Source organism: Streptomyces sindenensis (assembly GCF_014649035.1).
Classification (GTDB): Bacteria; Actinomycetota; Actinomycetes; order Streptomycetales; family Streptomycetaceae; genus Streptomyces; species Streptomyces sindenensis.
The window spans coordinates 231,663-251,114 of the sequence record NZ_BMSG01000001.1 but is presented as its reverse complement, the minus strand read 5'-3'; the positions used below and the strand labels follow the sequence as shown (position 1 = coordinate 251,114).

Below are 19,452 nucleotides of genomic sequence, written 5' to 3'. Positions count from 1 at the left end.
ATAGGCGTACGCACAGCGGGTAGGGAGTGCTGCATCGACTCTCGCTCGCGAAGCCGTAGCCGTAGCCGTCGTCAGGAGTAGCCCGTGCTGCAATCGCCGCATCAGCCTCTGCAGGTCGCCGCCGTTCCGGCCCAGCGGACCCCCGCCCGGGAGGACGATGCGGGCCCCTGGCATTCGGAGGCGGCCTGCCGTCGCGACGAGGCGGGCCTCTTCTTCGCCCCCTCCAAGGAACCCACCGCCGCCCGGCTGGCCCGCGAAGAGGCCGCCAAGCGGGTGTGCGGCGGATGCCCGGTCATGATCGAGTGCCGGGAGCACGCGCTGATGCAGCCCGAGCCGTACGGGGTGTGGGGCGGGCTCACCGCGGCCGAGCGCCGGGTGGCGCTCGCCCGGCGGCGACGGCGGGACATCGAGCTCACGGCCACGACGACGGCCGAGCGCATAGCCGCGGCGGGCTGAACGCGTACGCGAAGGGGGTGCGGGGAGCGAATCGGCTCCCCGCACCCCCTTCGCGTACGCTGCGCGCCCCGGGCGTCGGCTACTGCGCGCGGTCGAAGTCGATGGCGCTGTAGGCGCGCAGCTTCGACAGCCGGTGCGTCGAGGAGATCGACCGGATCGTGCCGGACTTGGACCGCATCACGATCGACTCGGTGGTCGCCGTCTCCGCGCGGTACCGCACACCGCGCATCAGCTCACCGTCGGTGATCCCCGTCGCCACGAAGAACACGTTGTCGCCGCTGACCAGGTCGTCGGTGGAGAGCACCCGGTCCAGGTCGTGGCCCGCGTCCAGCGCCTTCTGCCGCTCCGCCTCGTCCTTGGGCCACAACTTGCCCTGGATGACGCCGCCGAGGCACTTTATGGCGCACGCCGAGATGATGCCCTCGGGCGTTCCGCCGATGCCCATCAGCAGGTCGACGCCGGTGCCCTCGCGGGCCGCCATGATCGAGCCCGCGACATCGCCGTCCGAGATGAACTTGATCCGCGCCCCGGTCTCCCGGATCTCCTTGACGATGCCCTCGTGCCGGGGCCGGTCGAGGATGACGACGGTGACGTCCTCGGGCGTGGAGTTCTTCGCCCGCGCGACGCGCCTGATGTTCACCGCCACGGGCGCGTTGATGTCGACGAAGTCCGCCGCCTCGGGCCCCGTGACCAGCTTGTCCATGTAGAAGACCGCCGACGGGTCGAACATCGCGCCGCGGTCGGCCGCCGCCAGCACGGCGATGGCGTTCGGCATGCCCTTGGCGTTGAGCGTGGTGCCGTCGATCGGGTCGACGGCGATGTCGACCTCGGCGCCGGTGCCGTCGCCGACCCGCTCGCCGTTGAACAGCATGGGGGCTTCGTCCTTCTCGCCCTCGCCGATGACGACGACGCCGTTCATCGAGACGGTCGAGACGAGGGTCCGCATGGCCTTCACGGCGGCGCCGTCGGCGCCGATCTTGTCGCCGCGGCCCACCCAGCGCCCGGCCGCCATGGCGGCGGCCTCGGTGACCCGGACCAACTCCAGGGCGAGGTTGCGGTCGGGGGCCTCCGGAGAGACCTCCAGAGGGGACGGCAGATGATGCTCGGACATCGGAGCGCACCTTTCTGTACGGCGACGACCGGATATGAGGGTGCTGTGACTCTATCGGTAGGTCGATAAAATGAGCAGGGTGGGTCACGCATGAGCGCCCCGGCGTCGCCACCGCCGACCGGCACCCTGCGGCCGGGCGTGTCAGGCCGCGTGCCACCATGGACCCGTGGCAAGCAAGCGAGGCAAGCAGACAGTCCGGGACATGTTCCTGTCGACTTTGGTGATCGCCGCCTGCGCGGGGGTCATATACCTCTTCATCCCCAAGGACGAGCACGCCGACCCGCTCAAGGCGGTCGACTTCACCGTGGAGCTGGCGACGGTACGGACCGCCGCCCCCTATCCGGTGGCCGCGCCGGAGGGCCTGCCGGAGCAGTGGAAGGCCACCTCCGTCCGCTACGACGAGGCCGGGGGCAAGGCCTGGCACCTGGGCTTCCTCGACGCGGACCGCAGGTACGTCGCGGTCGAGCAGTCCACCGCCGCCGCGCGCACGTACGTCCCCGAGGTCAGCCGGAAGGCGAAGGACACCGGTCGCACCGAGACGGTGGCGGGCAAGGAGTGGCAGGTCTGGGAGGGCGAGAAGTACAACGCCCTCGTCCTGCCCGGGAAGGGCCACACGACGGTGGTGACCGGCTCGGCGCCGAAGGAGAGCCTGGTCGAGATGGCCAAGGCGCTGAGGACGACGCCGCCCGCGACGCCGGCTACGCCTGCTTCCTGACGCGCGACGCGATTCGGCGGGCGTACGCGAAGGGCCCCGGAACACCAGGTGATGGTGTTCCGGGGCCCTTCGCGTACGCCCGGGGACCGCGTGACGTGCCCCGGACGGTGACGTGCATCAGACGGTGGTGACGACCTCGTCGAAGGAGAGGCGCGGGCTGCGCGGGAACCAGGCGTCCTCGCCCGGCTTGCCGATGTTGACGACCATCAGCGGGGTGTGGTCGCCGTCCAGGAACTCCTTCTGGATGCCCGCGGCGTCGTAGCCGGTCATCGGGCCGGCGGCCAGACCGGCGGCGCGGACGCCGATGATGAAGTAGGCGGCCTGGAGCGCGGCGTTGAGGCCGGCGGCCGACTCACGGGCCGGGCGCTCCGAGAAGAAGAGGTCCTTGGCCTGCGGGAAGTGCGGAAGCAGCGCCGGAAGCTCCTCGTGGAACTCGTTGTCGGCGGCCAGGATCGCGACCAGCGGGGCGGTGGCGGTCTTCGGGCGGTTGCCCTCGGCCATGTGCTGCACCAGGCGCTCGCGACCCTCGGCGGAGCGGACCAGGACGACACGCAGCGGCGACTGGTTGAAGGCGGTCGGGCCGAACTTCACCAGGTCGTAGATCGCCTGGACCTGCTCGTCGGTCACGGGCTCGTCGGTGAAGGTGTTGGCGGTGCGGGCCTCGCGGAAGAGGAGGTCCTGGGCGGCGGGGTCGAGAACGAGGGACATCTGGTGCAAACCTTCCGAACGGACGCGGTGGGGAGGACTCGAAGGTACGCCAGAGATAGGTGAATTTTCAACTAAACGGGCCGACGAGTGATCCATTCCACACCATTGCATGGTGCAACAAATTCGCCGGGGTCGGGCTCGGTGGGCTCGGCGGCTCGCCGTGGCCGGGCGTGGTGGTTCACCGGCGGCCGGGCGTGGTGGTTCGCCGGGTCCGGGTCCGGGGGCTCAGCCCTCGTCGTCGCCACCGTCCTGCGGGCGGGCCAGGGCCGCATCCAGCCGGGCGCGGGCACCTTCCAGCCAGCGCCGGCAGACCTTCGCCAGCTCCTCGCCCCGCTCCCACAGGGCCAGCGACTCCTCCAGCGTCGTACCGCCCGCCTCCAGCCGGCGCACGACCTCGATCAGCTCGTCGCGCGCCTGCTCGTACCCGAGCGTGCCCGTGGCGGCGGCAGTCGCCGCCGTACCGTCGTCCGTCATGTGATCCACCCTAAATGTGAGCTGTTACGTCATCGTGGGCACGGCCCCGGCCGCCGACGGGGCGACTCATCCGTCCCCGCCCCCGTCCACCCGCACCGTGAACTCGCCCTCCGACACCCGCGCCCGCAGTGGCTCGCCGGGCGCCCCGGCCTCGTCGGGGGAGCGCACGACATGGCCGTCGGGCCGCTGGAGCACGGCGTAACCCCGTTCCAGGGTCGCGGCCGGCGACAGCGAGACGACCCGGGCGAGCGTGTGCGCCAGCTCGGAGTCGGCCCGGTCCAGCAGATGGCCCAGCACCCGGCGGCCGCGCCCGACGAGCGCGTCCACCTCGGCCTCGCGCTCGTCCACCAGCCGCTGGGGCCGCTCCATCGCGGGACGGCCCAGCGCGTGCGCGAGCCCCCGCTCCTCGCGGTCCAGCAGCCCCCGTACGGTCCGCAGCGCCCGGTCCCGCAACTGCTGTACGCGCTCCAGCTCCTCGCCCACGTCCGGGACGACCTTCTTGGCCGCGTCCGTGGGCGTGGAGGCGCGCAGATCGGCGACCAGGTCCAGCAGCGGGGAGTCCGGCTCATGGCCGATCGCGGAGACCACCGGCGTACGGCAGGCGGCCACGGCCCGGATCAACTGCTCGTCGGAGAACGGCAGCAGATCCTCGACGCTGCCGCCGCCCCGGGCGACGACGATCACGTCGACCTCGGCCATCGCGTCCAGCTCCTCGACCGCCTGCACCACCTGAGCGACCGCGTTCACCCCCTGCACGGCGGTGTTGCGGACCTCGAAGCGCACGGCGGGCCAGCGGCGGCGGGCGTTCTCCAGGACATCGCGCTCGGCGGCGGAGGCCCGCCCGCAGACGAGACCGATGAGCTGGGGGAGGAAGGGGAGCGACTTCTTCCGGTCCAGCGCGAAGAGTCCCTCGGAGGCGAGCGACTTCTTGAGCTGCTCCAGCCGCACGAGCAGCTCGCCGATGCCGACCGGCCGTATGTCGGTGGCGCGCAGCGACAGCTGCCCCCGGGGCGCGTACCACTCGGGCTTCGCGAGGACGACGACGCGCGCGCCCTCCGTCACCACGTCGGCGATCCGGTCGAAGACCTGCCGGAAACAGGTGACGCTCACCGAGATGTCGTGCGACGGATCGCGCAGCGTCAGAAAGACGACCCCGGCCCCCGGCCGCCGCGACAGCTGGGTGATCTGACCCTCCACCCAGATGGCGCCGAGCCGGTCGATCCACCCCCCGATGAGCCGGGACACCTCGCCGACGGGCAGCGGCGCTTCCGCGGACGTGTTGAGAGCCATGCGCCCGAGCGTATAGGGCACCGCCGACAGCGGAGGGCGCCGTGCGAAGACGACCGGCATACCCGCTGCAGGCGGAACGTTCCACCCGCGCCCGCTGCACGGAACACCACCCGACGGGACAGCGTCCGTCGTGCGGGAACAGCGCCCGCTGTGCGGGAACAGCGCCCGCTGTGCGGGAACCGGGAGACCCTCACCGCACGGGAGCAGGCTCTCTCACCGCACGGGAGGAGGCCCTCTCACGGCACAGGGACAAGGGCCCCTCACGGCACAGGGACAGGCCCTCTCACGGCACAGGGACAGGCCCGTCTACCGCCCGCTCCCGGCCCCCCGCGCCCCCGCCCCCTGCACCGCCAGGACCACGAACCCGACGCCCAGCCAGCACAGCCCCACCACCTGCGCGCTCGTCGTGGCCTCCACGATGACGGCGACGAGGATCCCCGCCCCCACCACCGGCACCAGCACGTGCTTCCACCACACGGGCTCCCCGGCCATCCGGCGTACGACGAACCAGCCGACCACCGACGCGTGCAGCAGCACGAACGCCGTCAGCGCCCCGATGTCGACGACCGACACCAGATGGTCCAGCCCGTCGTCGCGCCGGGCCGCCCACACCGCCGCCACCAGCGTCACGATCGCCGCCCCCAGAATCGCGAGCCGTGGCACGCCCGACTTCGGGTCGACCTTGGCGAGGAGGTGCGGCAGCCGCCGCTCCCGGGCCATCGCGAAGACGAGCCGGCCGGCGGCGGCCTGCCCCGCCAGCGCGGCGAACGCGGCGCCGATCGCCTTGCTGACCGCCACCAGATCGTGCAGCCAGCTCCCCACCGAGGCATCCACCGCGTCGTAGAAGGCCGACCCCTGTGCCGCCGGTTCCGCCGCCAGCTCCGCCGAAGTCATCGGCTCCAGGAGCGCCGCCAGATACGTCTGGGCGATGAACAGCACACCTGTCAGGCCCAGGCAGAACAGCACCGCCCGCGCCACCTTCCGCGAGCCGCCCGTCACCTCCTCCGCGAACGAGGCGATGGCGTCGAACCCCAGATACGACAGCACGGCCACCGAGACCGCGCCCAGCACCGCCGCCATGGAGAACGCCGCGTCCCCGGTGAACGGCGTCAGCCACCCGCGCTGTGCCCCGTCCCGTACGAGAACGACCACGGCCGACACCACGAAGACCAGCAGCACCACGATCTCCATGGCCAGCACGGCGAACCCGACCCGGGCGGCAGCCCGTACGCCCCGGAGATTGAGCAGCGTCGTCACGAGTACGGCGATCGCGGTCCACACCCACCGGGACACCTCGGGGACCAGGGCGTTCATCGCGATCCCGGAGAAGAGGTAGGCGACGGCCGGGATCAGCAGATAGTCGAGCATCGCCATCCACCCCGCGATGAACCCGGGCCCTTCCCCGAGCCCCTTGCGGGCATACGTGAAGACCGAGCCCGCGAAGGGCGCGACCCGCACCATCTGGGCGTAGCTGAAGGCGGTGAACCCCATGACGACGGTGGCCACCACATAGACGAGGGCGACCGCACCGCCGGACTTGGCGTCCAGGGTGCCGAAGATGCCGACGGGGGCCATGGGGGCGATGAAGAGGAGTCCGTAGACGACGAGATCCCGGAACCCGAGAGTCCGCCGCAACCGCCCTTCCTGAACGCTGCTGCCGCTGCCGCTGCCGCTGCCGCTGCCGCTGCCGCTTCCGCTATCGCTGCCCTTCCCGCTTCCGCTCCCCGGGACCGACGACGCCATGAACCCTCCACCCTCACCGACCGTGACCGCACCTCACGACCAGTCTGTCCACCTGGCCGTCATGGCGCCCGTCCGGTACGGCCTTACGATGGGACGCATGACTGCAACGCCTGCCCGCCGTGTCCTGCTCGCCGCTCCCCGTGGCTACTGCGCGGGCGTGGACCGTGCCGTGATCGCCGTCGAGAAGGCCCTGGAGCAGTACGGGGCCCCGATCTACGTCCGCCACGAGATCGTGCACAACAAGTACGTCGTGCAGACCCTGGAGAAGAAGGGTGCGATCTTCGTGGACGTCACCGCGGAGGTCCCCGAGGGCTCCATCGTGATGTTCTCCGCGCACGGCGTCGCGCCCACCGTCCACGCGGAGGCCGCCGAGCGCAAGCTCGCCACCATCGACGCGACCTGCCCGCTGGTCACCAAGGTCCACAAGGAAGCCGTCCGGTACGCCAAGGAGGACTACGACATCCTCCTGATCGGCCACGAGGGCCACGAGGAGGTCATCGGCACCTCCGGCGAGGCCCCCGACCACATCCAGCTGGTCGACGGCCCCGAGGACGTGGCGAACGTCGAGGTCCGCGACGAGTCGAAGGTCGTCTGGCTCTCCCAGACCACCCTCTCCGTCGACGAGACGATGGAGACGGTCGACGCCCTCAAGTCGAAGTTCCCGAACCTCCTCTCGCCGCCCAGCGACGACATCTGCTACGCCACGCAGAACCGCCAGATCGCGGTGAAGAAGCTGGCCGAGGACGCCGAGCTGGTCATCGTGGTCGGTTCCAAGAACTCCTCGAACTCCATCCGGATGGTGGAGGTCGCCCTGGACGCGGGAGCCCCCGCCGCCCATCTGGTCGACTTCGCGAGCGAGATCGACGAGGCGTGGCTGGAGGGCGTGACCACGGTCGGCCTGACTTCAGGCGCGTCCGTCCCCGACGTCCTGGTCGACGGCGTCCTGGAATGGCTGGCGGAGCGGGGTTACGCGGACGTGGAGACGGTGAAGACGGCCGACGAGTCGATCACCTTCTCGCTGCCCAAGGAGCTCCGCCGCGACCTGCGCGCCGAGGCCGCCGCCCTTTCCGCCGAGTAGCCGGGCAAGGGGCCCGGCCTGCCCGTACCGTGGGTCCCATGGAGATCTTCGGCGTGGACATCGGCGGATCCGGGATCAAGGGTGCTCCCGTGGACCTGGACCGCGGAGACCTGGCGCGGGAGCGCCACAAAGTGCTGACACCGCATCCGGCCACGCCCGAGGGCGTGGCCGACGGCGTGGCGGAGGTGGTCGGCCATTTCGACTGGTCGGGCCCCGTCGGCATCACCTTTCCCGGGGTCGTCACGGACGGCATCACCCGGACCGCGGCCAATGTCGACAAGGGCTGGATCGACGTGGACGCCCGGACCCTGCTGGGCGAGCGGATCGGTCAACCGGTCACCATCCTGAACGACGCGGACGCGGCCGGGGTCGCCGAGATGACCTTCGGCGCGGGCAAGGGCCGTACGGGCACGGTCATCCTGCTGACGTTCGGTACAGGCATCGGCAGCGCGGTCTTCACCAACGGTGAGCTCGTCCCCAACACCGAGCTGGGCCACCTGGAACTGCACGGTCACGACGCGGAGAAGCACGCCTCCACGAAGGCCAAGGAGGACGGGGACCTGAGCTGGCAGCACTGGGCGCACCGGGTCCAGAAGTATCTGCTGCACGTGGAGATGCTGTTCTCGCCGGAGCTGTTCATCATCGGCGGCGGCGTGAGCCGCAAGGCGGAGAAGTTCCTGCCCCTGATCGAGAAGGTCCGGGCCGAGCTGGTCCCGGCGCAGCTCCAGAACAACGCGGGCATCGTGGGAGCGGCGATGGCGGCGGCGGGCTCGGCGGCGGCCAAGGGCTGAGCGGGGCGGGGCGGGACCGACGGTTCAGACCGGACCCGAGGACCGGACCCAGGACCGGACGTGAGCACCAGGCGTGAGCACCGGGCCCAGGGGTCGGACGTTGATGCCCCGGGTGAGGCCCGTCGGACGTCAGGGCCGCTGAGGACGCCGGGCCGCAGCCCCCGCGGCCCCCGCCGGGCCGGCCCCGGCCCGTACGGGCTTCGAGCCCGCGGCGGCGACGGAGACCGCGGCCGCGGCCCGGGGCGGGCGCTCACCGGCGGGGCCGCGCCCCTGAGCCAGGACGTACCGCCGCCGGGCCCGCATCAGGCGCACCTTGCGTACGGTGGCGATGACGCCGGCGACGAGCGTTCCGCCGTACAGCCAGCCGGCGTGCACGGCGAGGGCGGTGACGAGGCCCATGACCTGCCCGCCGAAGCCCTCGGATCCCCCGGAGATCGGGAAGACCCCGACGGCGAAGGCGATCGGCACGCTGATCGGAGCGGTGACCAGATCGGCGGGCCGTACCCAGAGGGCGGTGAGCGCGCTGACGGGCAGGAAGAGCAGCCCGTAGACGAGCTCCGAACTGTCGAACAGCAGCCGGTCGGCACAGGCGAGCACGAACATGGTCAGCGACGCGAACAGCCCGGCCCCGATCCCGGTGAGCCGGGGGTTGGGGAACCGCCGCAACGCGAGGACGACGGGTGGCACGCTCCGCACCCGTACCCGGTACACGGCGGAACCACCCGGCGCGGGCGGGGCGGGCGCGGGCTGCGGGGGCTGCCGGCGCTGCGGGGGACGTGTCCTGTGCTGCTCCACCTCCACAACGTAGGTCGCGGGGGGCGGGGAATCAGGCGTTGGACACGCGCTTTGGCCGACCTTGGGGTTGCGTTCGATGTCACACGGACGAAAGCCGCACTGTTCGGGCCCGTGGGGCAGGCCCGTAGACTGGAGAATCGGTCCACTCCGGGCCCGGCTGCCCCGGCCCCGAAACGCCGAGCCGAACCGGACGCCCCGCCCCTGCCCTCCGCCTCACTCCAGGAAGTCGCCAACGTGTCGCTCACGATCGGAATCGTCGGTCTGCCGAATGTCGGCAAGTCGACCCTGTTCAACGCCCTGACCAAGAACGACGTGCTGGCGGCCAACTACCCGTTCGCCACGATCGAGCCGAACGTCGGCGTGGTCGGCGTCCCGGACCCGCGCCTGAACAAGCTCGCGGAGATCTTCGGCTCCCAGCGGCTGCTCCCGGCGACGGTGGACTTCGTCGACATCGCCGGTATCGTCCGGGGCGCTTCGGAGGGCGAGGGCCTGGGCAACAAGTTCCTGGCGAACATCCGCGAGTCCGACGCGATCTGCCAGGTCATCCGGGCCTTCAAGGACGAGAACGTCGTGCACGTCGACGGCAAGGTCTCTCCGAAGGACGACATCGAGACGATCAACACCGAGCTGATCCTCGCCGACCTCCAGTCCGTCGAGAAGGCCGTCCCGCGCCTGACGAAGGAGTCCCGCCTCCAGAAGGAGAAGGTCGCGGTCCTCGCCGCGGTCGAGGAGGCGAAGCAGATCCTGGAGACCGGCCAGACCCTGTTCGCCGCGGGTATCACGGCGGGCACGGAGAAGGGCAAGCTCCTCCACGAGCTGCACCTCCTCACCACCAAGCCGTTCCTGTACGTCTTCAACGTCGACGAGGACGAGCTGGTCGACGAGGACTTCAAGAACGAGCAGCGCGCCCTGGTCGCCCCCGCCGAGGCGATCTTCCTGAACGCCAAGATCGAGTCCGAGCTGATCGAGCTCGACGACGACGAGGCCCTCGAACTGCTCCAGTCCATGGGCCAGGAAGAGCCCGGCCTCGCCACCCTCGGCCGCGTCGGCTTCGAGACCCTGGGCCTCCAGACCTACCTCACGGCAGGCCCGAAGGAAGCCCGCGCCTGGACCATCAAGAAGGGCGCCACGGCCCCGGAGGCGGCCGGTGTCATCCACACCGACTTCCAGAAGGGCTTCATCAAGGCGGAGATCGTCTCCTTCGACGACCTGGTGGAGACCGGCTCGGTCGCCGAGGCCCGCGCCAAGGGCAAGGCCCGCATGGAGGGCAAGGACTACGTCATGCAGGACGGGGACGTGGTGGAGTTCCGCTTCAACGTGTAGCGGCCGACATATCGCCACGTCACTGATCTCGTAAACGCGCAGGTCACATGGGGTCCGACTCTTCAGGGTCGGGCCCTTTGCGTTTTCCCGTGCTGGGATGGTGCTGGGATGACTGACCTCTCGTCACCTGACGTCACCCCTGGTCATCCGTATCGTGCTGCGTTTGCACTGGGACGCGGATGCGCCGAGTACCAGGTCAGGGAGTTCGTACAAGGGTCTCGTCCAGGGGTGCTCGCCGATCGGAAAGCTGATCAACCAGTCCAGGTCGTGCTCCTGGCTCCGATCGAGGCACCCTCGACACGCTCCAGCATTTTGATGCCATTTCTCACTCCAAATTGATATCGTTGTTGGAGTGTCGAGCTGTGAAGGGGACAACTGATGGCCAGGACTGTGATCGATCTGGACGAGGAGATCGTCGAGCAGGCGATGCGTGTGTATGGGGTGAGGACGAAGGCCGCTGCGGTGCGGGCGGCCATGGAGGAGGGGGTGAGGCTGCGGCTGCGCCGGGAGTTGTTCGATGCCATTGACGATGGGGAGTTTGATGACGTGTTTGCGGAGATCCGGTCGCAGACGGGGCCGCGGAACCCGGACGGCTCGCTCAAGCGCGAAGGCGGGGCTTCGGCGGCGTGAAAGGGCGCTACCTCATCGACAAGTCCGCGCTGGCCCGCCGGGGCAAACCGGCAGTGCGGGCGCGGCTGGATGTACTGGACCGCGATGGACTCCTGGCAGTGTGCGCCCCGACCGAGTATGAGGTTCTGTACTCGGCGCGTGGAAAGCCCGAGGCGCTGCGCCTGCGTACCCTGCTCCGTGGTTTCGACTACTTGCCCTGCAACGACGAGGAATTCGAGCAGGCGCTCGAGATCCAGGCGCTGGCGCTGAACGCTGGCTTTCACCGGGCGTTGTCGCTGGCCGACGTCCTCATCGCGGCAACCGCAGTACGGCATGGGGCCACCGTCCTCCACTACGACGGCGACTTCGACATGATCGCCTCGGTGAGCGGGGTGCAAGCCGAGTGGGTCGTGGAGCCCGGCACCGCCGACTGACCGGGAACACCGCATGACGTGCCAGCGAGTGCCTCGATGGTTTGCATTTCCGCAGGTCAGAAGTTCCACTTCGATGTGTAGTCGATTTCCGGTCTAACCTCTGGTGCGAAGAAATGCGGAGATGCTGAATGGCTGATGTCGCTTTTCTGGGTCAGGCTGAACCAGTCGATGAGTACGGTCGCGCTCTTTATGCGGTGTCGTGATCGATTCTGGGGCCCACTTCGATGAGTTGTCGCAAGCGGATCTCGAAGACCTCAATTGCGAGCGGGTGGAGTCCGCATCGACATCCTCGGTGTGAGCGCACCCCCTCAGCGCACCCCCTCAGCGCACGCCCCTCAGCCCACCGGACACCCGTGCCGCGCCGCCGAAGCGGTGGTGAACGCCGTCAGCAGCCTCTGCCCGTCCTCGTCTCGGACCGTGTTCCGTACGCTCTTCCCGTCGTCCTCCCTCGGCAGTTCCTCGTACTTGAAGTACGCCGTGCCCAGAGCGCCCTTGCACGGGTGCGACCGCATGATCGCGCCCTTCACGCTGCCGGGGTACCGCTTGTCCAGGTACATCTCCTGTTGGGCGGAGGGGCCGTAGTACGCGGTCAGGCGCACATGGCGGCCCTCGGCCGGGAGGTCCAGGGAGCACTCCTCGGTGAGGGCGCGGCCGGCCGGCATCTCCGAGGCCGTCGTGAGTCCCAGTCGGGCCGTGTCCCGTGCGGTGACGACGTTGCCGCAGGTTCCCTTCACCCGGGCCACGGGGTGCTCCTGCCATGTCGTGCGGTCCACGGTCGAGGGGCGCTTTCCGAGAGGGCCTTCGCAGTCGTAGCGCTTCGCCGCCCGGCGCGCCGATTCCGTGGTGAAGCGGGCCAGGCCGCTCACCTGCTCGTCCGAGAGCTTCCTGATGTCCTCGGGTATGTCGGCCAGGACGAGGAGGCCCTTGCCGGGCAGCGACGCGCAGTCGACGAGGACCGCGGCCGCGGGGTTGTATCCGGCGTCGAACGAGCCGTTCCAGCCGAAGCCGATCGGTGTCGCCGAGGTCTTCTCCGCCGCGCCGGCGGCGCGATGGGCCGCCGCCGGACGGATGGACAGTTCGAGCCGTACGGCACCGGATTCCTCGCCCCGGGCCTGTGCCGAGCAGTATTCGGTCTCGTGGCCCATCCACTCCGCGGTGTGACCGCGGAACTTCAGCTCCGCGCCGCCGAAGAACGCCCCTGCCTCCTCGGCCGCCAGGGCGCCCCGGCACGTGTCGGCGGGGTCCGACTCCTCGTCCCAGGGGTCGAAGCCCCAGATCAGCCCGCCCACGGTCAGCGCCAGGACGAGCGACAGCAGCGCCGGCCCTGTCCGTCGTCGTCCGGTCATGAGGGTCCCTTCCCGGAGGAGTCGGTGGGGGCGGACGGCTCGGCCGGAGCCGCGCAGCCGTGCGCCTTCGCCGAGCGTTCGGCGAACGTCTTCAGGGTCGCGAGCGCGTACGTCCGGTCCGCTTGTGTCCTCGCCTCGTCGCGGGGTGCTGAGAGGGTGAAGAACGCGGGGCCCGCGTCGGTGGGGCAGTCGGCCGTGGTCCAGTACGCGCCGTTGGGCAGGACACCCGACCGCTGCCCGGTCTCCGTCACATCGGGGTCACCGGCCCGCTCGACGTAGTCGTGGAGCGCGCCCTCCGCGTACGGGCCGTAGTGCGCGGTGACCACGTGGGTGGTGTCCCCTCGCGTGTCGCCCAGGATGCAGGTCTCGTACGGCGCGGTGCCGCGCTCGCTCTCCCAGGCCCGGGCCACGGTCTTCCCCCGGGCGGCGATCCCGGCGCAGGTCCCCTGGGCGTCCGCCGGGGCCACGTACTCGTCCTCGTTCACCGGGAGCGGCGCGGTCTTCAGCGGCTCGCCGAGTTCGGCGTCGCAGCCGTACCGGCGGGAGGCGTTGGCCGCCGCTTCGGTGGCGATCCGCGCGAACGCGGTGCGGCGGTCGGGGTTGTCGAACGGACTGTCGTCGAGCAGATGGTCCACGTTCGCCTCGACCGTCACCAGCAGGTCGCCGCGGCCCGGGACGCAGTCCAGCAGGACGGCGGTGGTGGCCTCGGCATCCGAACCGGAGTCGTCCGTGGCGACCAGGCCGCTCCATCCCTGACCGAGTGGGGCGGGCGGCAGGGACCCCGTCCGCACCTCCGGATAGAGGCTCTCGTACCGGCGGTCCTCGCGGTCGAGCGTCGGTACGCCGTTGACCGTGACGGTCACCGAGCCCTCGCCGACGTCCTTGCCGGTGTTCTCGCCGGGCTCCCGGCCGATGCCGCACGTCACCCGCAGCGAGGTCGCGGGGTCGTCGAGACCTCCCTCGCTCCGGTCGTCGAAGGACTTCAGGCGGCGCTCGCCCAGGGCGGCCCGTATCCCGTCGGCGGGCAGCACACCGTCGCACGCGGACGTGAGCGCCCGGTCGGTCGCCCAGCGGTCGTAGCCGCCGCCGAACCAGAAGGCACCGCCCGCGAGCACCACCAGCGCACCCGCTCCCGCACCGGCCCGCGCCGCCCACCGCTTCATCGGGGCCATTCCTCCACCTCACCCAGGACCGTGGCGGCCCGGCAGTTCGCCCGCCCCGGCCAGCCGTCCGCCGCCGCGAGGTAGCGGTCGAGCGTGGCGCGCGCGTCGGCCGACAGCCGCTTGCGGTCGGTGCCTTCGACGACGACTTTCTTCTCCTCGTCCCCGCTCCCGGTGTCGAACTCCGGGGTGAGCGCGATCCGGTGGTAGGCCGGGCCGCCGTCGCACTCCGACTTCGCCCACAGCGCCAGCTTGGGGAAGAACGCCGATGTTCTGATCACCACGCTGCCGTCCCGCCGGGCGGGCGACGGTGCGCGCTGTGCGGGTGCGGTCCCGACGTCGGTGTGCCGTTCGTACGCGCCCCGGGCGAACTCGCCCGACCAGCTCTCCGCCGTCACCGCCACCACGGGCAGGCCGGGAGGGCTGCTGTATCCGGTGGTGCGGCCCGAGCAGAACCCGGCGCGCCGGTTGTACGCGCCGTCCCCGGAGAACTCCCACGTGTCCCGGGCGAACTCCAGCTCCTCCGGGTCGAGCCACGCGCAGAGCTCCGTCGGCACGGGGCCGGCGGCCGGGCGGGGCGAGGCGTCGGTACGGATCGGCCTGACGCCGCACTTCTGGCGCTCGGTGACCCAGTTGGCCGTGGCCACCGCCGTACGGGCGGCCAGCAGATGATCGGCGGCGGGTACGTCGTGGTCGCTGTCCGCCTTCGACGGCAGCTCCACCGAGACCCGGAGCGTCCGGGACGGCGCCTTCCGGCCGCGCAGCCCACCGGGGCACTCCACCCGCAGCGAGGCGCTCACCTCACTGCCCACGACCCGCTCGTCCGCACCCGTGCTGCCGGTCACGCCCGGGGGGAGCGGCAGCGGGAAGTCGGAGATGTGCCGGAACCCCGCCTCGGCCGCCTCGGTCTCCTCGACCTGCGCCGCGATCCGCGCCTCCGCCCGGATCCGGACCCGGTGGGCCGGCTCCCAGCGTCCCGAACCCCAGGAGACCGTGCAGTTCAGCAGCGCTCGGCTCTCCTGGCCGGGGTCCAGCATCGTGCCGTACTCCTCCAGCACCCCCGCACCGTCCGCCGGCACGAAGCCGTGCAGCGGCTCACCCGGCAGCAGCCCCGCGCACGCCCGGTCCAGCTGACGCAGGCTGTCCGCGCGCTGCTGAGCCCGGTCGGCCCGGAACCATCCCGCCGTGCCGGCCACGACCAGCGCCAGCACACCGCCGGCCAGTGCGTACGGAAACCATGCGCGCCGCCCCCGTATCCACCGCATTCCGTTCCGTCCCCCCGACGTTTCGGCGTGCTCCGGGCAGGTCTCCGAACCCGGTCCACACGTCCCGATCGTAGATCGGACAGTCCGGGCGGTTCCGTCCGGGGTCCGAAGGGGTACACCCTGAGTAGGTCCCCTTGGGGAGGCTGATTCGATGCCGTGGTTCGCCTGGTTGCTCGCCGCCGCGGCGCTCGGCGCTGCGGAGTTCTTCACCCTGACGCTGGTCTTCGGGCTGCTGGCCGGCGCGGCAGTGGTCGCCGCCGTCGTGGCCGGGGTGGGCGTCGGCCTGCTCGGTCAGCTCGTGGCGCTCGGGCTGGCGGCGGTGGCGGGCCTCGCCCTGGTCCGCCCCATCGCGATGCGGCAGCTCGCCCAGGGGCCCCTGACCCGTGACGGCAGCGACGCGCTGATCGGCAAGCGCGCGGAGGTCGTGGAGGAGGTCACCGCGACCCATGGCCTGATCAAGCTCTCCGGTGAGGAGTGGACCGCCCGCGCTCTCGACGAAAGCCATGTGATCCCGGTGGGCGCGCTGGTGGACGTCATGGAGATCGAGGGTGCCACCGCCGTCGTGTATCCCCGCGAGCTCCTTCCGTGACCGACCGAACACGTGGCGCCGGAGAGGCGGCGCGGAGCACATAACGCGATCCCCGGCACCGTGCCCGTAGCGAACAGCGATGGAGGAAGAAGCATGGATCCGGTGGTCATACCGATTCTCGTGGCCGCGCTCGTCGTGGTGTTCCTCGTCGCGGCCACCGTGCGGATCGTTCCGCAGGCGCGCCGTTACAACATCGAGCGGTTCGGCCGGTACCGCAGAACCCTCCAGCCCGGCCTGAACTTCGTCCTGCCGGTGGCGGACCGCGTCAACACCAAGCTCGACGTGCGCGAGCAGGTGTACTCGTCCGACCCCAAGCCGGTGATCACCGAGGACAACCTCGTGGTCAACATCGACACCGTGCTCTATTACCAGATCACCGACCCGCGGGCCGCGGCCTACGAGGTCGCCGACTACCTGCAGGCCATCGACCAGCTCACCGTGACCACCCTGAGAAACGTCATCGGCTCCATGGACCTGGAGGCGACGCTCACCTCCCGCGAGGAGATCAACGCCCGGCTCCGGGCCGTCCTCGACGACGCCACCGGGAAGTGGGGCATCCGGGTCAACCGGGTCGAGATCAAGGCCATCGATCCGCCGAACACCATCAAGGAGGCGATGGAGAAGCAGATGCGGGCCGAGCGTGACAAGCGCGCCGCCATCCTGCACGCCGAAGGTGAGCGGCAGGCCAAGATCCTCACCGCGGAGGGGACGAAGCAGAAGGACATCCTGGAGGCCCAGGGCACGCAGCAGGCCATGATCCTGCGGGCGGACGGCGAGTCGAAGGCCGTGGAGCTCGTCTTCCAGGCCGTCCACCGCAACAACGCCGACGCGAAGGTCCTGGCCTACAAGTACCTGGAGACGCTCCCGCATCTGGCGCAGAGCGACAACAACACCTTCTGGGTGATCCCGGGCGAGCTGACCGAGGCGATTCGCACCGTCACCACCGCGTTCGGCGACCAGTCGGCCGGGGAGGGGCTCCCGGCGTCCGCGGAGCGTGAGGCCGCGCCGGCGGCCGCCGATGTCGCGGACAGCGACAAGGACGGCGTCGGGGCGCCGGAGATCGAGCCGAACTCGACCCTCGCGCTGGACGCCGTCGCCGCCGCCGACGAGGCCGCGAAGGAGGCCGCCGCCGCGGTGAGCGACGCGAAGGCCGAAGCTGAGGCCGCGGGCGAGACCCGGCTGCCGGGGCGGCGGTAGGCCGCCTCCGCCGACGTTCTCCGGACGTAATCGCCTTGGTGCGGCCACGCCCGTACGGCAGACTGGCTGCGCAACTCAGGTACGGCACAGGCGACTCGGGGGAATACGACGGTGAATCGCCGCCTGTCCATGGTGCTGGCCGCCTACGGCGTGTGGAATCAGGCGACCGTCCTGTTCTTCCTCGACCCGCTGAAGCGGCACGTCTCCGAGCTCGTGGAGCCCGAGGCGACCGTGGGCGAGGTCCGCCTGCTGGGTCTCTCTCTCGAAGGCTTCGCGGTCCGCGACCTGGACCAGGTGCGGGGATGGCTGCCGCAGGTCGTCTTCCTGCTGCTGAGCGGACTGCTCGCCTATCGCGTACTCCGCGGAAGCGCCGGCCTCAGGCCGAGGCTCAGGACCGTCCTCGCCCTGACCGGAGCCTCGCTGCTCGCCGCGGGGGTGGCGACGCTCATCGGCCCCGCCCTGGACCCGGACGCCGTCACCGCCGTGCCCGCCTACGGGGACTGGGTCGTGCGGGCCCAGCTGGGTGAAATCCCGGGCGCGGCAGCCCAGTTCGTACTGCTCATGGTGTGGCCGCCGGTGATTCTCTGGCTCCTGGTGTGGCGGTACCGGGACTGGCCGCCCCTGCGGACCCACCTCAGAACCGCCGAGGACGTGAAGAGCAGTGGGTACGGCGAGGAGCCCGGCTCGTCGCCGGTCTCCTCCCGGGCCCGGCGCCACCTCGTCAGCGCCGGGCTGATCCCGGCCGTGCTGCTGGCCGTTGCCGGAGGGCCGGTCCTTCGCCACACCCGCGTCCGGCATCTGTCGCAGGGAGCCCCGGGCTCCCCGGACGCCTCGGTCACCTTCGACCCGGATCTGTGGGAGAGCTACCGGCCGCCGGCCACCGTCGAGGAGTGGAGCGGCGTCCTCTACCCGGCGCTGCGCCTGCGCCCGCTCAGGACCGAGCTGGTCGGCGGCTGGGCCGCGACCCTGGTGGTCTGCGCCGTCTTCCTCCTGGTGCTGGCGGTAGCACTCCGCTCACTGGCGCGGCGCGCGGCGGGGGTACGGCGGTGGCGCCCGGCGGCCCTCGCCGATCTGGCGCTGAAGGGCTGGTACGCCACGGTCCTGGCGGCCGTCGCCGCCGCGCTCGTGGACGGCCGGCTGACGCGATGGTTCGCCCCGCGCGGCGGAAGCGGGGCGGCGGCCGAAGGGCTGGGGGTGGCCCTCGGTGACGCCGTCCGTTTCGGTGCGGCCTGCGGGTGGGCCACGGGGCTCGCGCTCCTGGGCGTGACGGTGCTGATGACGCGGCGCCCGGCGGCCTCCGTGGCCCCGCTTGCCGACGAGTACGAGGACCAGCCGGTCCCTGAGCGCGAGGAGCGATCGGCCCATGGCGACTGACCGGCGGAGGACCCGCAGGACGGGTGCGCTGACCCGGGCGAGCGTACGCCGGGGGAGCGGGCAGCGTCCGCGGCGCCCCGAGGAGGGGGACGAGGGGAGCACGGGCCGGATGCGGTTCGTGCAGAGCCCGACCACCTGGCTGCTGGGCATCCTGCTGGCTGTGGTCACCGTGACGTTCCAGGACGTCCTGACCGCGTCGGTGAAGACGATCCTGCCGCTGGACCGGGTACCGGACCGGCTCTCACCGCAGAACGCCATCGACGTGGTGGAGATCAAGGACGTCAAGGACATCGGGTACTACGTGGTGCGCGACGCGGAGGGTGCCGGGAGCGCGGCGGACCGGAAGATCATCGAGGAGATCTCGTCGGACCGCTCCTGGCGCAAGGGCCGCAGAGCCGTCGACGCCGGGAACGCGGAGTGGATGATCACCGTGCAGGGCAGGGCCTCCCAGCAGATCCGTATCACCGACATCGTGCCCGTACTGGAGGGAGGGAGATGTAAGAAGCCGCTCGGCGGCAGTCTGGTGCATTTCCCCTCGCAGGGGGTCGCGGACGTCATCCCGTTGGAGCTGGAGGTGGACGCCCCGCGTCCGCGCCTGAAGATCTCGGGCAAGGACGGCAAGGACGCCGAGCCGTTCTTCACCGGTCCCCAGGCCAAGCACATCACGTTGAACCAGAACGAGACCGAGGCCTTCATCGTCCGTGCGACCGCCTCGACGGGCTACTGCCGCTGGCGGTACCGGGTGCACTACGAAGTCGGCGGCGGAACCGCGGAGATGACGATCAGCGGCCCCGGGGGCAAGCCCTTCGAGCTGACCGCGCGCATGACCGACGCGTCCGGCTACCGGAAGGTCTACTTCCCGTCCTTCGACTGCCTGCCCTCGGGCCCGCCTCCGCCGCACAGCTGGTACGAGCAGGCCGGTGCGGAGTACGCCCGCGACCGCCGCAGCGGCAAGGTGCCGCCCTGCCCCGGGGGTTGAGGCGCACGCGGCACC

At 71.0% G+C, this 19,452-nt stretch carries 20 protein-coding genes; 11 read left to right on the top strand and 9 right to left on the bottom strand.

Features of this window, described 5'->3' with window-relative positions; genetic code table 11:
- The first annotated feature begins 84 nt into the window (after positions 1 to 84).
- Entirely contained in the window at positions 85 to 456 is a 372-nt protein-coding gene (locus tag IE145_RS01125; RefSeq protein ID WP_006127250.1) for a WhiB family transcriptional regulator, read from the top strand.
- Between the two features lie 79 nt (positions 457 to 535).
- Here IE145_RS01125 and glpX read toward each other — a convergent pair whose 3' ends face one another.
- The gene (gene glpX / locus IE145_RS01120) at positions 536 to 1,567 is read right to left on the bottom strand and encodes a class II fructose-bisphosphatase (protein ID WP_189517945.1); all 1,032 of its coding nucleotides are present in this window, start codon (positions 1,565 to 1,567) and stop codon (positions 536 to 538) included.
- A 202-nt stretch (positions 1,568 to 1,769) separates the two neighbouring features.
- Here glpX and IE145_RS01115 point away from each other — a divergent pair, with 202 nt between their 5' ends.
- On the top strand, positions 1,770 to 2,282 hold the full coding sequence (locus IE145_RS01115; protein ID WP_229825244.1) for a DUF4245 domain-containing protein: 513 nt from the start codon (positions 1,770 to 1,772) through the stop codon (positions 2,280 to 2,282).
- A gap of 117 nt (positions 2,283 to 2,399) precedes the next feature.
- Here IE145_RS01115 and IE145_RS01110 read toward each other — a convergent pair whose 3' ends face one another.
- The 4 genes from IE145_RS01110 to IE145_RS01095 all read right to left on the bottom strand — a co-directional run bounded on the left by IE145_RS01110 (position 2,400) and on the right by IE145_RS01095 (position 6,497).
- Positions 2,400 to 2,990, bottom strand: coding sequence for a malonic semialdehyde reductase (locus IE145_RS01110; RefSeq protein ID WP_096627195.1), 591 nt, complete (start codon positions 2,988 to 2,990; stop codon positions 2,400 to 2,402).
- Positions 2,991 to 3,215: 225 nt separating this feature from the next.
- Positions 3,216 to 3,464 carry an exodeoxyribonuclease VII small subunit gene (locus IE145_RS01105; protein WP_189517941.1) on the bottom strand — a complete coding sequence of 83 codons (249 nt, stop codon included), beginning with the start codon at positions 3,462 to 3,464 and terminating at the stop codon, positions 3,216 to 3,218.
- Positions 3,465 to 3,530: 66 nt separating this feature from the next.
- A complete protein-coding gene (gene xseA, locus IE145_RS01100; RefSeq protein WP_189517939.1) occupies positions 3,531 to 4,754 on the bottom strand; it encodes an exodeoxyribonuclease VII large subunit in 1,224 nt (407 codons plus the stop codon).
- Between the two features lie 306 nt (positions 4,755 to 5,060).
- The gene (locus IE145_RS01095) at positions 5,061 to 6,497 is read right to left on the bottom strand and encodes an APC family permease (protein ID WP_229825168.1); all 1,437 of its coding nucleotides are present in this window, start codon (positions 6,495 to 6,497) and stop codon (positions 5,061 to 5,063) included.
- An 88-nt stretch (positions 6,498 to 6,585) separates the two neighbouring features.
- On the opposite strand from IE145_RS01095, the gene IE145_RS01090 reads away from it, so the two are divergent.
- Positions 6,586 to 7,575, top strand: a complete 990-nt coding sequence (locus tag IE145_RS01090) for a 4-hydroxy-3-methylbut-2-enyl diphosphate reductase (RefSeq protein ID WP_073764331.1) — start codon at positions 6,586 to 6,588, stop codon at positions 7,573 to 7,575.
- A gap of 38 nt (positions 7,576 to 7,613) precedes the next feature.
- Positions 7,614 to 8,366: a polyphosphate--glucose phosphotransferase gene (ppgK, locus tag IE145_RS01085; protein ID WP_189517937.1), complete on the top strand. Its 753-nt coding sequence runs from the start codon at positions 7,614 to 7,616 to the stop codon at positions 8,364 to 8,366.
- A 129-nt stretch (positions 8,367 to 8,495) separates the two neighbouring features.
- On the opposite strand, the gene IE145_RS01080 is transcribed toward ppgK, so the two are convergent.
- Entirely contained in the window at positions 8,496 to 9,077 is a 582-nt protein-coding gene (locus IE145_RS01080) for a DUF6542 domain-containing protein (RefSeq protein WP_189518577.1), read from the bottom strand.
- Positions 9,078 to 9,395: 318 nt separating this feature from the next.
- Between IE145_RS01080 and ychF the strand changes: the two genes are divergently transcribed.
- The 3 genes from ychF to IE145_RS01065 all read left to right on the top strand — a co-directional run bounded on the left by ychF (position 9,396) and on the right by IE145_RS01065 (position 11,527).
- Entirely contained in the window at positions 9,396 to 10,484 is a 1,089-nt protein-coding gene (ychF, locus tag IE145_RS01075) for a redox-regulated ATPase YchF (RefSeq protein WP_069739109.1), read from the top strand.
- 378 nt (positions 10,485 to 10,862) lie between these two features.
- The gene (locus tag IE145_RS01070; protein WP_018956187.1) at positions 10,863 to 11,114 is read left to right on the top strand and encodes a type II toxin-antitoxin system VapB family antitoxin; all 252 of its coding nucleotides are present in this window, start codon (positions 10,863 to 10,865) and stop codon (positions 11,112 to 11,114) included.
- Complete coding sequence (locus tag IE145_RS01065) at positions 11,111 to 11,527, top strand: PIN domain nuclease (protein ID WP_189517935.1); 417 nt, start codon at positions 11,111 to 11,113, stop codon at positions 11,525 to 11,527. The genes IE145_RS01070 and IE145_RS01065 overlap by 4 nt, the downstream gene beginning before the upstream one ends.
- A 335-nt stretch (positions 11,528 to 11,862) precedes the next feature.
- Here IE145_RS01065 and IE145_RS01060 read toward each other — a convergent pair whose 3' ends face one another.
- Genes IE145_RS01060 through IE145_RS01050 form a run of 3 tightly spaced genes read right to left on the bottom strand, consistent with a single transcriptional unit; the run spans position 11,863 to position 15,298 of the window.
- Entirely contained in the window at positions 11,863 to 12,873 is a 1,011-nt protein-coding gene (locus IE145_RS01060) for a hypothetical protein (protein ID WP_189517932.1), read from the bottom strand.
- Positions 12,870 to 14,045, bottom strand: coding sequence for a hypothetical protein (locus tag IE145_RS01055; RefSeq protein ID WP_189517931.1), 1,176 nt, complete (start codon positions 14,043 to 14,045; stop codon positions 12,870 to 12,872). Before IE145_RS01055 ends, IE145_RS01060 begins: the two co-directional genes overlap by 4 nt.
- Positions 14,033 to 15,298, bottom strand: coding sequence for a hypothetical protein (locus IE145_RS01050; protein WP_189517929.1), 1,266 nt, complete (start codon positions 15,296 to 15,298; stop codon positions 14,033 to 14,035). Before IE145_RS01050 ends, IE145_RS01055 begins: the two co-directional genes overlap by 13 nt.
- 151 nt (positions 15,299 to 15,449) lie before the next feature.
- Between IE145_RS01050 and IE145_RS01045 the strand changes: the two genes are divergently transcribed.
- The 4 genes from IE145_RS01045 (at position 15,450) to IE145_RS01030 (ending at position 19,437) form a co-directional block, all read left to right on the top strand.
- Positions 15,450 to 15,887, top strand: a complete 438-nt coding sequence (locus tag IE145_RS01045; RefSeq protein WP_189517927.1) for an NfeD family protein — start codon at positions 15,450 to 15,452, stop codon at positions 15,885 to 15,887.
- A 93-nt stretch (positions 15,888 to 15,980) separates the two neighbouring features.
- Complete coding sequence (locus tag IE145_RS01040) at positions 15,981 to 17,084, top strand: SPFH domain-containing protein (RefSeq protein ID WP_189517925.1); 1,104 nt, start codon at positions 15,981 to 15,983, stop codon at positions 17,082 to 17,084.
- A gap of 111 nt (positions 17,085 to 17,195) precedes the next feature.
- A complete protein-coding gene (locus IE145_RS01035) occupies positions 17,196 to 18,458 on the top strand; it encodes a hypothetical protein (RefSeq protein WP_189517923.1) in 1,263 nt (420 codons plus the stop codon).
- The gene (locus IE145_RS01030) at positions 18,448 to 19,437 is read left to right on the top strand and encodes a hypothetical protein (RefSeq protein WP_189517921.1); all 990 of its coding nucleotides are present in this window, start codon (positions 18,448 to 18,450) and stop codon (positions 19,435 to 19,437) included. The genes IE145_RS01035 and IE145_RS01030 overlap by 11 nt, the downstream gene beginning before the upstream one ends.
- Positions 19,438 to 19,452 lie beyond the last annotated feature (15 nt).

Bases quoted from the DNA above. Each gene is read 5' to 3' on its own strand.
- IE145_RS01090 (WP_073764331.1), top strand. From the start codon at position 6,586: ATGGGACGCATGACTGCAACGCCTGCCCGCCGTGTCCTGCTCGCCGCT.
- IE145_RS01115 (WP_229825244.1), top strand. From the start codon at position 1,770: ATGTTCCTGTCGACTTTGGTGATCGCCGCCTGCGCGGGGGTCATATAC.
- IE145_RS01045 (WP_189517927.1), top strand. From the start codon at position 15,450: ATGCCGTGGTTCGCCTGGTTGCTCGCCGCCGCGGCGCTCGGCGCTGCG.
- IE145_RS01110 (WP_096627195.1), bottom strand. From the start codon at position 2,990: ATGTCCCTCGTTCTCGACCCCGCCGCCCAGGACCTCCTCTTCCGCGAG.
- ppgK (WP_189517937.1), top strand. From the start codon at position 7,614: ATGGAGATCTTCGGCGTGGACATCGGCGGATCCGGGATCAAGGGTGCT.
- IE145_RS01040 (WP_189517925.1), top strand. From the start codon at position 15,981: ATGGATCCGGTGGTCATACCGATTCTCGTGGCCGCGCTCGTCGTGGTG.
- IE145_RS01030 (WP_189517921.1), top strand. From the start codon at position 18,448: ATGGCGACTGACCGGCGGAGGACCCGCAGGACGGGTGCGCTGACCCGG.
- IE145_RS01060 (WP_189517932.1), bottom strand. From the start codon at position 12,873: ATGACCGGACGACGACGGACAGGGCCGGCGCTGCTGTCGCTCGTCCTG.
- IE145_RS01070 (WP_018956187.1), top strand. From the start codon at position 10,863: ATGGCCAGGACTGTGATCGATCTGGACGAGGAGATCGTCGAGCAGGCG.
- IE145_RS01095 (WP_229825168.1), bottom strand. From the start codon at position 6,497: ATGGCGTCGTCGGTCCCGGGGAGCGGAAGCGGGAAGGGCAGCGATAGC.
- glpX (WP_189517945.1), bottom strand. From the start codon at position 1,567: ATGTCCGAGCATCATCTGCCGTCCCCTCTGGAGGTCTCTCCGGAGGCC.
- IE145_RS01050 (WP_189517929.1), bottom strand. From the start codon at position 15,298: ATGCGGTGGATACGGGGGCGGCGCGCATGGTTTCCGTACGCACTGGCC.
- IE145_RS01105 (WP_189517941.1), bottom strand. From the start codon at position 3,464: ATGACGGACGACGGTACGGCGGCGACTGCCGCCGCCACGGGCACGCTC.
- IE145_RS01055 (WP_189517931.1), bottom strand. From the start codon at position 14,045: ATGGCCCCGATGAAGCGGTGGGCGGCGCGGGCCGGTGCGGGAGCGGGT.
- xseA (WP_189517939.1), bottom strand. From the start codon at position 4,754: ATGGCTCTCAACACGTCCGCGGAAGCGCCGCTGCCCGTCGGCGAGGTG.